The organism is Myroides sp. DF42-4-2, assembly GCF_030326445.1.
Lineage (GTDB): Bacteria > Bacteroidota > Bacteroidia > Flavobacteriales > Flavobacteriaceae > Flavobacterium.
In genome coordinates this window covers 186,647-199,405 of the sequence record NZ_JACAKI010000002.1, presented here as the reverse complement: position 1 = coordinate 199,405, position 12,759 = coordinate 186,647, and the positions used below count along the sequence as shown (strand labels likewise).

Here is a 12,759-nt window from a genome sequence, read left to right as displayed (position 1 = left end):
GCTACAGGCGATAACAATTGTTATCAAATAGTCGAGTGCCATTTTTTTTTTCAACGCATAACAGAAGGTTTGGGTTTGTTCAGCTATCTTTGTGTATAAACACGATTCGATTATGAGTATACTATCAAAATTCACTATAGCAACAGAAGAGGGATTGCGCATTCTCTTTCAATTCAGAGAAGCTCAACTAAGAGGTATGTATGCCTCAAAAGTAGAAGAAGATCAGTTCAATCAGTACCTTAGACAGCAATTAGATCACAAGGAAACCATTTTAGAGCTCAATGATTTAAGTACACAAATGTTGACGGTCTATAAAGACGAGATTCCTGCGGGCTATGCGATGATTAAGCAAGTGGATCAACCGGCATTGGCAGAGAACAAGGTGATCAACTTAACTTCCTTTTACCTCTTACCTGACTTTGATCAAGAAGAAGTGCGCGCTTCGCTCTGGAGTAAGACTTTGTCTTTAACGCGACAGTACGACGCCATATGGATGGAAGTTTTACAAGATAATCCGCTACTTCCGCATTACAAGGCATGGGGATTTGAGGTAGTATCACAACTACAGCTACCGCCTTTCGATCAACCGGCCTATCTTTTGGTTCGATGGAAAGATACATTATAAAAGTAAAAAAGGGAGTTTGTGAACTCCCTTTTTTACTTTTATATTTTTGCTAACGCTCGATTGATAAAATCAATTTCAGCTTCATTGAGGTCAATTTGCATGGCTTGTGCGTTGGCAACGGCTTGTTTAGCGTTACGCGCACCAGCTAAAGTAATTGTAATAGCGGGTTGCAAAGTCGTCCATCTCAAAACCAATTGAGCAAATGTTGCTCTTTTTTCTTCTGCTAAAGGGCGAATTTCCTCTAAGAAGTTTTCTACCTTTTTTAAGTCGAATTGGGCAAAGTAGCCTGAGCGGTGATCTCCTTCATCAAAGGCATTGGCTTTAAAATATTTTCCCGTTAACAGCCCTCGTTCCATTGGACTATAGGCAATGATACTCAGATCATGCGCTAAAGCATAAGGAACTAAATCTGCTTCAATACCGCGATTGAGCATACTATAGGGCACTTGATTACTTACTATTCCCAAGGTATTTCTCGCTTCTTTTACTTGATCTACAGTATAATTACTCGCCCCTGCGGATAGAATTTTTCCTTGTTGAATCAACAAGTCCATGGCTTCCATGGTTTCAGCAATGGGCGTTGTAACATCGGGCCAGTGAATTTGCAATACATCGATATAATCTGTTCCCAATCGCTGTAGGCTATCTTCAACTTCTTTGATGACGCTTGCTTTACTAGCGAATTTATAAATAGCGATATCTTTTCCATAATTGTCTTGACTATTCATGACAAAAGTACCTTGAGGCGTTGCTAAGTCCCAGCGCATGCCGAACTTGGTTAGCAATTGTACTTGATCGCGGGCCATTCCTTTGATTGCTTCCCCAACGATTTCTTCACTTACCCCTTGTCCATAAATCGGGGCGGTATCAATGGTGGTTACTCCTTCACGATGCGCAGCGATTATCGCTTCTACGGCTTCTTTTCGATCCGTACTTCCCCACATCCATCCTCCTGCTGCCCATGCACCAAAGGCAATAGCGGAAACTTCTATAGCAGAAGCACCTAATTTTCTAAATTCCATCTGTTCTGTTTTGGTTTACTTGAATACTAAACCCTAAAATCACTCGCGTTTTGGTAAGAATCATCGCTTTTCGATTTTAAGGATGTTATAAAAATAGCAAAAAAAGCGGGCAATTCCAAGAAAACAAGGGAGATATAAGAAAAACTTAACAGCCAAAACCAATAAAATCAAGCTGAAAATCAAAGAGATACCCCTGATCTCACTCTAGTTTACTCGTCTGCCAACCAAAGTGGTTTGTGCGTTAAAACCACCTCGTATATTGGGCAAGTCTCCACATGGGCTCCTTTTAAATAGCCAATACTCATTAAAAACTCATTGACAATTTCTCCTCCAGTAAAGCGAAAGTGTTTCTTAAACAATTTTACCCACTCCTCTTTCGTCTTGGGGTGGTGGTGTTTTAACCAGTTTTCAAAGGATCCGAATTCAACTTGCAACCCTAGAATAACCTTAGCATTTTCTATGGCAGCATTGATTTTTAGTCGATTGCGAATGATTCCCGCATCTTGCATCAATCGCGCACGATCCTCTTCTGTATAAGCGGCAACGGCAGACAGATCAAAATTGCTGTACGCCAATCGAAAGGCGTCTTCCTTTTTGAGGATGGTTTCCCAACTCAACCCCGCTTGGTTAATTTCCATCAGCAAACGCCCAAACAACTCATTGTCATCGTGAATGGGAAAGCCATAGTGGTGATCGTGATATTTTTTGTGTAGCGCTTTTCGATCGCCCGTTAATTGTTCAATGGTATCGCAATAAGACATCTTGTATAATTTTCTTGATTAATGAATAAGTGACTTCCCCTACATCCCCATCTACCGACACTTTGCAACAAAGATAAAATATCTTTGCGACAACCGTTTGTCAGTTTGTTTTCAAAAAAATTAAAAAACAAACCTTTTTTCTTTTTTTTAGCCTGTTGAATTCCGCCTTTACTTTTCCTTTTTTTAGCGTATTTTTGCGCTTTAATTTTTTATTGCTTTATAAAAAAATGCCACAAGAATTACAGTTACAAGTACTTCCTGAAGTTGCAGCTTCAGCCGATTTACTAACCCAACATGTTGCGCAACATATCCGAAGTACTGTTTCCGATATTCAGCACGTGACCATCCTCAAACGATCCATTGATGCTAGACAACGCGCCGTAAAAATCAACCTCAAAGTTCAGGTCTTTTTCGCGGGTGAAGAAGTCATTCACCGACACATAGCTTTTCCCGTTTATAAAAACGTCAAAGACGCAAAGCGCGTAATTGTAGTTGGAGCGGGACCTGCGGGTTATTTTGCTGCCTTACAGCTCATAGAATTGGGAGTAAAACCCATCGTTATTGAGAGGGGAAAAGATGTTCGTGGCCGTCGAAGAGACTTAAAAGCCATTACAATTGAGCACCTTGTCAACCCCGATTCCAACTACTGTTTTGGTGAGGGCGGTGCAGGTACCTATTCAGATGGTAAACTATATACGCGCTCGAAGAAACGAGGCGACATCAATCGCATTTTAGAACTTCTGGTAGCCTTTGGTGCACCCCATGATATTCTCGTTGAGGCACACCCGCATATTGGCACCAATAAATTACCAAAAATCATGCAGGACATGCGCCATAAGATTGAGGAATTTGGCGGCGAGGTATTATTTGAAAAACGCGTGGTTGACTTTGTTTTAGAAGGCAATGAAATTCAAGGTGTCCTATTGGAAAATGGAGATAGGATTGAGGCGAAAAAAGTAATTCTAGCCACGGGACACTCTGCACGTGACATTTATGAATTACTCGATCGAAAAAATATCTTAATTGAAGCCAAGCCTTTCGCATTAGGCGTTCGCGCGGAACATCCTCAATCGTTAATTGATCAGATACAATATTCTTGTGACTACAGAGGAGAGTTTCTCCCACCTGCCCCCTATTCCATTGTAAAACAAGTCAATGGTAGAGGAATGTACTCTTTTTGTATGTGTCCAGGAGGTGTAATTGCTCCTTGTGCTACCGCCCCTGGTGAGGTAGTTACCAACGGTTGGTCTCCATCTAAACGCGATCAACCAACAGCGAATTCGGGTATTGTTGTCGAATTGCGCATGGAAGATTTTAAACCTTTTGAAAAATTTGGCCCTTTAGCAGGAATGGAATTTCAAAAGTCCATCGAACAAAAAGCCTTCCTATTAGCCGGTGAAACACAACGAGTTCCCGCTCAACGCATGGTCGATTTCGCTCAGAAAAAAGTGTCGAATGCTATTCCCAAAACATCCTACCTTCCAGGTACAACTTCCCTAGAACTGGGTGAGGTATTCCCTGGTTTCTTGACGGATATTATGCGAGAGGGTTTTAAAGCCTTTGGACAGTCCATGAAAGGCTATTTCACCAATGACGCCATTCTTCACGCTCCAGAAAGTAGAACCTCTTCCCCTGTGCGAATCCCCCGTGACGATCGCTCTTTGGAACACCCACAAATTAAAGGACTCTATCCGTGTGGGGAAGGTGCAGGATACGCAGGCGGAATCATATCTGCCGCTATTGATGGTGAAAAATGCGCTATTCTATGCGTTGAAAGTCTATCGTAAATCATTCCTTTTCCCTATATCTAAAGTCTAGTTGTTCTCTCAACTAGACTTTTTTTATTTATATAGAAATAACCCTAATCAGGCGGATTTGAATCCGTGCGTTAGATTGCGTTAGATACCCAATGGCGCAGATTTGAAATCCCCTATTCTATACGTTGAAAGTCTATCGTAAATCAATCCTTTTCCCTATATCTAAAGTTTAGTTGTTCCCTCAACTAGGCTTTTTTTCTTTATACAGAGATAATTTATGAATTTCCCTTTTCTACTAAAGATTTCACACCGCTTTATCTTTACCCTTTTCTTTATTTCCCATAGCACAGAAAATAATTCAACCTATTAACACAAAATAACAGTTTACATATTCACAAAACGCGAATTTACCGTTTTATATTATGTTAATTTATTTACTATTTAGTTAATTATTAGAAATAAAATTTAACTTGCACAGACGTAATTCTTTATATATTCAAATTAAAAAAGCTAAAAAATACACTTTTTTGGATGATGTACTTACGTAAACAAAAATAAACCTAGGATGTTGGAAACAATATCTCAACTAATTCAATTTACTTATGAGAAAATTATCGTTTTTAGTTAGCTTTCTTTTACTTGCAACTGCAGGGCTTACATCATGTAGTAGTGATGACAACAAAGGGAGCCATAACACACCTATTACTGTAGAGCAATCAACAGGGACGTACCTTGGTGCTGTGGAGAACAAAGGAGAGTTCACTATCGTTTTAAAGACGAATAAAGGAGAATTTCACTTGAATTTCCTTTCAAAAGTAGTGGCAGAGGAAGATTTATTGGAAGCTACGCTACAACCTGAGACCTACTTAGTTGCTGAAGGAGGGATTATGTACACCCTGACCAGCAAGAGTGTGGTAAAACAAGGCGAGGCTCAGTACAAACTTATAGAAGGAGCACTTGCAGTAAGCCTTTCTAATGAAAGTTATACCTTCAAAGGGGTAGTAAAAGATGAGCAAGGAGTTGCTTATGACATCAACTTTACCCAAGTGATTGACATTGAACCCCTATACAATACGATTTATGAAGTTCAAAATGGTTGGTACTGGGGAGATAACGTATTTGATCACCCAGGTATAGCGGAATACATGACGTATTTTACACAAGGAGATACCAATCAATATGGAGAATTAGACGAAGAGGGAGATGGATACTATATTTCTGCTTCTCTTTTTGATGAAATGGCTCCAAAAGCATGGGAAGCAAAAATTCCAACCAAAACCTTTAGAGCCTCTACTGAATTTGAAGTAGGGACTTTCAAAGTTGGATCAAAAGAAGCGATTGAGAATGGAGATTACGATTATTCTTTTGCCTCATTCCAACACAATGACAAAGCGGCTGGCATTCAAGAGGAATTGTACATTTTAGACGGTTCAATCAAAGTGATGGACAACGAAAAAGGGCAAGAAGTTCGCTTTAATATTGTATTAGAAAACGGGTCAAGACACCTAGGTAAATACATCGGAAAAGTAAAACAAGGCGATGAGTATACCATTTCTACGTTGAGAGCAGATAAAAGCGTTCAGCCATTAACACAGGGATTTTTAGAGTACAAAGGCAAATCACCGATCACAAATAAACCGAATAACCGTTGGAATATGTATTTATACTCAGGTACTTTAACGCCTTACCCTGGGGAGTATTTTGGTGTAGAGGGAAGTGGAGAATGGATGCGTGTAACGCTTTACACAGATGTAAACACAACGACGGATATTCCAGTTGGTGAATTCCCAATTGGAGAGGAACAAGCTGGAAATGCAGGTTTAGGTGGAGGTTCTGAACCAGGATTAGACTGGGGAACTTGGTTCTTCAAACAATCGATAAATGAAGCTGGAGAATCTGTAACATCCGATTTTGCTCCTACGCGTACAGGAACAGTAAAAGTAGAGAAAACAGGAGATCAATACACGATCACTGTCAACGCCATTGACGATAGAGAAAACAAAATTACTGCAAGCTATACAGGAGCTTTACCTTTGGTAAACAACGCAAGTAGAGCTGCTACAAACCAAATAAAAGGAGTTAAAACTTCCTACGGAAAAGGCAAAAAATTTGATGCTGCTAAAAACAGCAGAAAATAAATTGACTGGATCAAAATACGGAAGCCCAAGTGCAGTTGCACTTGGGCTTTTTTTATTTGTCATTCAACCAAAATACTGCTATTTATCATCTTATACTTTTATTTTTCCTTGTACTTTTGAGTATTAACCAATAAAGCTACAGCATATGCAAACAGGAAATTTTACTTGGGACAATCGAATTACACAACTAGTACAAACTAAATACCCGATCATTCAAGCACCTATGTTTGGGGTAGCAACTCCTCAAATGGTTGCGGCAGCGGGCGAAATTGGCGTATTAGGCACCTTGCCTTTGGGTGATTTACCAGCGTCAAAATGCACAGCACTCATTCGAGCCACCAAACAACTTACATCTCATCCGTTTGCAGTGAATATATTTTTAAATCCCTTGCCGGAACGCACAGCGGAATTAGAGCGTCAATATACACGGACTAAACAATTTATTGAAGACTTAGCCCAAAAATCAAATATAACAGTCAACTTAGCTCCCTATGATGAAGTACAGTACACAGATTACCGCGATCAAGTGGATGCAATTATTGCGGAAGGGTGCAAAATAGTTAGCTTCACCTTTGGCGTTTTTGACGATTCTACGATTGCCAAATTAAAGGCCCATCACATTGTACTCATCGGTACATGCACTTCCGTAGAAGAAGCCAAAGTACTAGAAGAAAAAGGAATCGATCTCATTTGTGTACAAGGAATAGAAGCAGGTGGTCACCAAGGAACATTTTTAAGTGAAACCCTACCAAAAATCGGCGGCTTATCCTTACTTGCTCAAGTGTCTGATGCGGTCCGTGTACCGTTGATTTACGCAGGTGGACTCTACAATGCCAAAACAATCTTAGCTACTAAAGCCCTTGGTGCAGAAGGATTTGCCATTGGCAGCTTATTAATGGGATCCCAAGAGAGCAATCTAGCCGAATTTGAAAAAGAAGCCTTGCGTCATGCTAAAGCCAATGATTTGGTGTTGACGAAAAGTTTTTCAGGTCGCTATGCTAGAGGATTAAACAACACCTTTACCAAGCAACTGGACCACACCGATTACATCCTACCCTATCCCTTCCAGAACAAGCTCACTGTAGCATTGAGGCGCATAGCAAAACAAAACGAAGATCCCGAGTTTTTGAGCCTATGGACGGGACAATCAAGAGGTCCCTATAGTGGGGCTTCCATCAAAGCGATTCTCACCCAACTCATTCACGAGGTGGAAACCCATAGCTCCACAACCGATTAAAAAAAAAGGCGAAGAAATTTCGCCTTTATTTTTTATCGAGCAACGGAAGATAGTCTTCATAACCTGCTGTTTTCATTTCTGCTTTGGGAATAAAGCGCAATGACGCCCCATTGATACAATAACGCAGGCCGCCCGTTTCCGCAGGACCGTCGTTAAAAACATGACCCAAATGCGCATCACCCGTGTTACTTCTCACCTCTACACGTTTCATCCCGTGACTGTTATCTGTTTTTTTAGCTATTAATTTCTTGTCAATAGGTTTTGTAAAACTCGGCCAACCACAGCCTGCATCGTACTTATCAGAAGAGATAAACAAAGGTTCACCTGTGGTAATATCTACATAAATTCCCTCGCCAAATTCCTTCCACAGCTCATTGCTATAGGCTCGTTCTGTCCCGTTATTTTGCGTTACTTCATATTGAATAGGAGTCAAACTCTGTTTTAACACTTCCTTCTCCTGACGCTGATAAGCCTGTTTCTTTTTGGGGTTGGCATTTCGCGCATACTCAAATAAATCCGCTCCTATATGACAATAGCCCCCTGGATTTTTGTCTAAATAGTTCTGATGGTAGGTTTCTGCATCGTAAAAATTGCGCAAAGGTTCTACTTCTACCACTATTTTTTGGGTATAGGTTTGAGCTAATGCCTTAATTTTTTGCGAAATTAAGGCTTCATCTTCTGGATTAACATAATAAATTCCACTGCGGTATTGGGTCCCCACATCATTGCCTTGTCGGTTTAAGGTTGTTGGATCAATAGTCTTGAGAAACAAATCTAGTAACAATTCAAAATCTACCGTTTGTGGATCATACACTACTTTCACTGCTTCTGCAAAACCGGTATTCCCTGTGGTTACTTCTTTATATGTTGGCGCACTGGTCGTTCCATTGGCATACCCTACTGTCGTAGATAGCACGCCTCTTACCTGTTGAAAGAAGTGTTCCGTTCCCCAAAAACAACCACCTGCAAAATAGATTTCTCTTCTGTCTTTCTTCTTTCCTCTCCCTGTGTGATCAATCATTTCCTCTCTTGATTTATTGTTGTGAAACCAACTGCTATTCGCTAGTACCAATCCGCTTGCTGCTAGTATAACTATAAAAATAACTTTTTTCATGGTCCTGTATGTTAACGGTTTACCCTATCTTTATTTCTATTTCCTGCAAAGTATTGATTTTTTTACAAGTCTCTCTACAATAAAACATAAATTTAACGCTCTCACCCTATCCTCTTTTTTTCTAAACCTCCTCAAAAAAAATTTGGTACAAAAAGATGTTTAAAATACCTTTCACCTCCAGAAAGTAAAGCTGATTCTATACCGTTCACAGCGAATAAACCAGGTTCTACTGTCTCTGTTACCGACTTAAAAACCACAACGATGATTCCTTTTTTCAAAAAAAACCTTTTTGGGTAAAAATACAAAAGTGGTTTATGGGCAGTGTGTTGCTTTTTCTAGCGACTAAAATGGTGTTGTCAAAAGGGAAATAGTGAACCGTAAAATGTGAACCATAAACCATAAACCAAAATACCGTATCTTGCACATGAACTAAATACTAGTATAAAAATTCAATTCACATGTCAAAAAATACCCGTACCTATACTTGGGAAGCCCCAACTGCTGTTTTAGAAGAAGCTAAAAACCTTACTGGATATGAGATCTTAGTTCGTGTACTTGAAGGTACACTACCCCAAGCCCCTACGTTAGATACCATTGGCAGTACACTACGCACGGTTGAAAAAGGACAAGCTGTTTTTGAATTACACCCTTCAGCCTTTTTATACAATCTGATTGGTACGATTCACGGGGGAGTGATCAGTACCGTATTAGATACAGCAATTGGCTGTACATTACTTACCACCCTAGCTGCAGGAGAAAGTTTTACCTCTTTGGATCTAAAAGTGAATTTCCTCAAAAAAATCACCAAAGACAGCCCTGTTTTACACACCCATACCACCATCATTCACCAAGGTCGCACAACAGCCTATATGGAATCGAGATTGCTTGACCCAGAGGGAACCGTTTACGCCCATGCCGTATCTACTTGTATGATATTTAGGTAAATTCATCCTCTACCCTTTTCAATCCCTCTTCAGAATGAAGTTCAATAAAAAAATTTTCTAATTCGTTTAAGTCAAGTTTTTCAATTGCTATTCGATGCTCTTTTTTGTTATAGTCATACGAAATTGTACCATCATCATAAGCACCATATTTATCAAAGATTGCATTCATTTCAATAACTTTTTCTCGATATTCTTGTTCTGTTAACTGAAATGTGGAAGAATCCTTTACTATTTCTTCTTTACTACATCCCGTAATAAAAATGCTAGTGATTGCTAAAAAGCAGACGAGTAATTTTTTCATATGGATAAAATTTTTAATGGTTATTATTCTATAAAATTAGCAACAATAAATCAAATTAAAAATCTAAAAATCAACCACTTACACTTAATTTCATACTAAAATCAAACATCCTTTTTATACCAATACAAAAAGGATATTTCTTTTACTTCGCGGCCCAAATTTCAATTTCAATCGCAATTTCTGGCAATCCTAAAGCGGAAATATACGCAACGGTCATGGATGGATATTGATTTCCAAAAACGCTAATCCAGATCTGGTCAAAATATTCCCAATCGATGGTTTGTGTGGCCCATATATTCACTTTGATTACATCTGCAGCAGTCAAGTCTTGACTAGCTAATAGAGCTTGAATATTGTCAAAAGTCAATTTTACTTGTTCATTAAAATTAGACGGAATCACGCCTTCTGCATTGATGCCAATTTGGCCTGAAAAGGTATAAAGTGTTGCATCTTTGGGGATGATAGTCACATGAGCGTATTTTCCTACTGGGTGAGGTACATTAACAGGATTCATTCGACTGATTTTGTTTTGCATTTTTTCTCTTTTTAAAATTATACTGCAAAACTAAAGCGTCATCTTTTGCCTAAATTGGATAAAACCGACAGCTTTAAAATTATTCGTCTTTGGCTGTTTTCCATTCGGGAAAGTTCGTCAGTTTTTCATTCGAATACTGCAAGAACTGCGTGGGATTATTTCCTGTAAAGGTCTTAAACTCTCGGATATAATGCGATTGATCAAAATACTCTTGCTCGTAAACGAGACTAGTTAGCGTATCGAATTCTCTTGTGCGCAAGAGCGCTAAACCCGATTGAAAGCGAATAATTCTCGAAAATTGTTTGGGTGACATGCCGATATGTTGCTTGATCAATCGCTCTAATGTGCGTTCAGATAGCTGCATTTTGCGCTGAATTTCCGATAGCGATTCTCCTTGTTGTAGTAGAATTGAAGCGTATTTGGCCTTTTGATTTTCGTATTGTACCGCTTGAATTTGGTCTACTACAAAATGTGAAAGCAGTGAAATTTTCTCTTCTACTGTTTTGGCATAGCCTAATCGTTCTAAAAGTGAAGTAGAGACCAAATCGTCCAGGGGGATATTTTGATTCGTCAGTTCAAAGGCATCTACTTTAAAAATGGCTTTTAAGGCAGTGGGTTCAAAATATGCACCAATCAGGCGAAAAGGTCCGGTTATGACCTGGTTGGTATAGGTTGTAAAGGCTCCATACACATAAAGTTGAGGAGTGACTACTTCTCGTTCGTCTCGAAACAGATTGGGCGAATCTTGATAAATCAAAGCGGGAATTCCATCAGGTAGTACTTTAAACTGACGTTCCCCTTGTTGTTCTCCACTTTCTAACACCCAAAAGTAGCGGATGTATTCTTTTAAAGCGGGAATGGGTTTAATTTCTTGATATCGCATCGTCCTATGTACTTGGTAAGAGCAAAGATAGTATTTTTATCCTTGGCAGTTCCAATTGGGATAAAGCGCATCGCTACGCCAGGCTTATTCAATAACAGTTACTTAACCAGTGTTTCTCTCATGCGAATCCAAACGACAATTCCCGAAAGGAGTGTAAGAAATCCCGCCAAGTGTACCGCCCATCTCAAGCCGAAATAATTACCAACAATACCCGCCATTAAAGCCCCAACAGCATAACCCATATCTCGCCAAAATCGATAAACCCCCAAGGAGGAAGCACGCCAATTGGGATGCGCCGCATCACTCACGGCAGCTAGTAAGGCAGGATACACCATCGCCGTTCCTATTCCCAATAGGATTGATCCTACTAATCCAGCAGTCAAGGGATCAAATCTCTCAATACCAATGACGATATGCCCAAGCACTTGGACGAACATACCCCAAACAATCAACGGTTTTCTCCCCCACCTATCGGTCAACGGTCCTGTCACAATTTGTCCAACTCCCCAAACAACTGGATAAACAGCCTTAATCCATCCAACGCCTTCTACGCCTACTCCCATTGACATAAAAAGCAAAGGGAATACCCCCCAAGACATGCCGTCATTGAGGTTATTGATTAATCCCGCTTGCGAAATGGAAAATAGGTTTTTACTCTTCCACGATGTTTCTTTGAATACCCACCACAAACTCGGTCGTTCTTGTGGAACAGTTGCGGATTGCGCATGTAGATTGGCTTCAATTTTGGCGTAGGCACGCGTATCTTTAATCACTAAAACAGATAGGATCAAACCAAGAATTGTGTAGGCAATACCTAAGTAAAAAGGCGCGGGACGCAATCCGTAGTGGGACGCAATAATTCCCGTCAACAAGGCTGTAATCCCAACTGCGCCATAACCAGCAGCTTCATTTAATCCCATTGCCAATCCTCTGCGCTTGCTCCCTACCAAATCGATCTTCATATTAACCGTCATCGACCACGCCAACCCTTGGCTAATACCCAACAATATATTGGCCAGTAAAATCCAATTCCACGACGGTCCATAGCCCAATAAAAAAGGAACAGGTAAACCGATGAGCCACCCCAAAACCAAAACCTTTTTACGCGTATACCGATCGGCTAATACACCAGAAACTAAATTGGTCAAAGCCTTCACTACCCCAAATGCGATGATAAAGGAAAAAATGACCACTTCCGATTGAATCCCAAACTCTTGTGTTCCTACCAAAGGAACTACTGTGCGCTCCAATCCCACCATTCCACCAACCATCATATTGACAAGTACCAAAAGGGTGAATTGCTGCCAGTTTTCTTTTAATCCTAATTGTATAGCCTTCATAGGTTGTTTGTTTTGTTTGCTCTTTCCCACCAACTGTGGAAGGACAAATATAGCATTTCTTAACCATCTATTCAATAAAGTTATTGAATAGATGGTTAAGAA

12 protein-coding genes are annotated in these 12,759 nt (G+C 39.9%); 5 read left to right on the top strand and 7 right to left on the bottom strand.

Annotated elements, in window-relative coordinates:
• The first annotated feature begins 112 nt into the window (after positions 1-112).
• Positions 113-625, top strand: a complete 513-nt coding sequence (locus HX062_RS03620) for a hypothetical protein (protein WP_286466445.1) — start codon at positions 113-115, stop codon at positions 623-625.
• A 38-nt stretch (positions 626-663) separates the two neighbouring features.
• Here the strand turns inward: HX062_RS03620 and HX062_RS03615 are convergent, their stop codons facing one another.
• Both HX062_RS03615 and HX062_RS03610 read right to left on the bottom strand, forming a co-directional pair.
• Positions 664-1,647 (bottom strand): aldo/keto reductase, encoded by a 984-nt coding sequence (locus HX062_RS03615; RefSeq protein ID WP_286466444.1) that lies wholly within the window; start codon positions 1,645-1,647, stop codon positions 664-666.
• 209 nt (positions 1,648-1,856) lie between these two features.
• The gene (locus tag HX062_RS03610; RefSeq protein WP_286466442.1) at positions 1,857-2,408 is read right to left on the bottom strand and encodes a DNA-3-methyladenine glycosylase I; all 552 of its coding nucleotides are present in this window, start codon (positions 2,406-2,408) and stop codon (positions 1,857-1,859) included.
• Positions 2,409-2,635: 227 nt separating this feature from the next.
• Between HX062_RS03610 and HX062_RS03605 the strand changes: the two genes are divergently transcribed.
• The 3 genes from HX062_RS03605 (at position 2,636) to HX062_RS03595 (ending at position 7,540) form a co-directional block, all read left to right on the top strand.
• Positions 2,636-4,195, top strand: a complete 1,560-nt coding sequence (locus HX062_RS03605; protein ID WP_286466440.1) for an NAD(P)/FAD-dependent oxidoreductase — start codon at positions 2,636-2,638, stop codon at positions 4,193-4,195.
• Between the two features lie 572 nt (positions 4,196-4,767).
• Complete coding sequence (locus tag HX062_RS03600; protein ID WP_286466438.1) at positions 4,768-6,303, top strand: hypothetical protein; 1,536 nt, start codon at positions 4,768-4,770, stop codon at positions 6,301-6,303.
• A 145-nt stretch (positions 6,304-6,448) separates the two neighbouring features.
• Positions 6,449-7,540 (top strand): NAD(P)H-dependent flavin oxidoreductase, encoded by a 1,092-nt coding sequence (locus HX062_RS03595; RefSeq protein ID WP_286466436.1) that lies wholly within the window; start codon positions 6,449-6,451, stop codon positions 7,538-7,540.
• Between the two features lie 25 nt (positions 7,541-7,565).
• Here the strand turns inward: HX062_RS03595 and msrB are convergent, their stop codons facing one another.
• Positions 7,566-8,654 carry a peptide-methionine (R)-S-oxide reductase MsrB gene (gene msrB, locus HX062_RS03590; RefSeq protein ID WP_430530238.1) on the bottom strand — a complete coding sequence of 363 codons (1,089 nt, stop codon included), beginning with the start codon at positions 8,652-8,654 and terminating at the stop codon, positions 7,566-7,568.
• A 458-nt stretch (positions 8,655-9,112) separates the two neighbouring features.
• Here msrB and HX062_RS03585 point away from each other — a divergent pair, with 458 nt between their 5' ends.
• A complete protein-coding gene (locus HX062_RS03585; protein WP_182626147.1) occupies positions 9,113-9,598 on the top strand; it encodes a PaaI family thioesterase in 486 nt (161 codons plus the stop codon).
• Here the strand turns inward: HX062_RS03585 and HX062_RS03580 are convergent.
• From HX062_RS03580 to HX062_RS03565, 4 genes are all read right to left on the bottom strand, one after another.
• Complete coding sequence (locus HX062_RS03580; protein ID WP_286466434.1) at positions 9,591-9,899, bottom strand: hypothetical protein; 309 nt, start codon at positions 9,897-9,899, stop codon at positions 9,591-9,593. The genes HX062_RS03585 and HX062_RS03580 overlap by 8 nt on opposite strands.
• Positions 9,900-10,041: 142 nt before the next feature.
• Positions 10,042-10,434, bottom strand: a complete 393-nt coding sequence (locus HX062_RS03575; RefSeq protein ID WP_182626148.1) for a RidA family protein — start codon at positions 10,432-10,434, stop codon at positions 10,042-10,044.
• Between the two features lie 79 nt (positions 10,435-10,513).
• Positions 10,514-11,317, bottom strand: coding sequence for a helix-turn-helix domain-containing protein (locus HX062_RS03570; RefSeq protein WP_286466433.1), 804 nt, complete (start codon positions 11,315-11,317; stop codon positions 10,514-10,516).
• A gap of 98 nt (positions 11,318-11,415) precedes the next feature.
• Positions 11,416-12,657 (bottom strand): MFS transporter, encoded by a 1,242-nt coding sequence (locus HX062_RS03565; protein ID WP_286466432.1) that lies wholly within the window; start codon positions 12,655-12,657, stop codon positions 11,416-11,418.
• Positions 12,658-12,759: the final 102 nt, after the last annotated feature.

Bases quoted from the DNA above. Each gene is read 5' to 3' on its own strand.
- msrB (WP_430530238.1), bottom strand. From the start codon at position 8,654: ATGAAAAAAGTTATTTTTATAGTTATACTAGCAGCAAGCGGATTGGTA.
- HX062_RS03595 (WP_286466436.1), top strand. From the start codon at position 6,449: ATGCAAACAGGAAATTTTACTTGGGACAATCGAATTACACAACTAGTA.
- HX062_RS03570 (WP_286466433.1), bottom strand. From the start codon at position 11,317: ATGCGATATCAAGAAATTAAACCCATTCCCGCTTTAAAAGAATACATC.
- HX062_RS03620 (WP_286466445.1), top strand. From the start codon at position 113: ATGAGTATACTATCAAAATTCACTATAGCAACAGAAGAGGGATTGCGC.
- HX062_RS03585 (WP_182626147.1), top strand. From the start codon at position 9,113: ATGTCAAAAAATACCCGTACCTATACTTGGGAAGCCCCAACTGCTGTT.
- HX062_RS03565 (WP_286466432.1), bottom strand. From the start codon at position 12,657: ATGAAGGCTATACAATTAGGATTAAAAGAAAACTGGCAGCAATTCACC.
- HX062_RS03610 (WP_286466442.1), bottom strand. From the start codon at position 2,408: ATGTCTTATTGCGATACCATTGAACAATTAACGGGCGATCGAAAAGCG.
- HX062_RS03575 (WP_182626148.1), bottom strand. From the start codon at position 10,434: ATGCAAAACAAAATCAGTCGAATGAATCCTGTTAATGTACCTCACCCA.
- HX062_RS03580 (WP_286466434.1), bottom strand. From the start codon at position 9,899: ATGAAAAAATTACTCGTCTGCTTTTTAGCAATCACTAGCATTTTTATT.
- HX062_RS03600 (WP_286466438.1), top strand. From the start codon at position 4,768: ATGAGAAAATTATCGTTTTTAGTTAGCTTTCTTTTACTTGCAACTGCA.
- HX062_RS03615 (WP_286466444.1), bottom strand. From the start codon at position 1,647: ATGGAATTTAGAAAATTAGGTGCTTCTGCTATAGAAGTTTCCGCTATT.
- HX062_RS03605 (WP_286466440.1), top strand. From the start codon at position 2,636: ATGCCACAAGAATTACAGTTACAAGTACTTCCTGAAGTTGCAGCTTCA.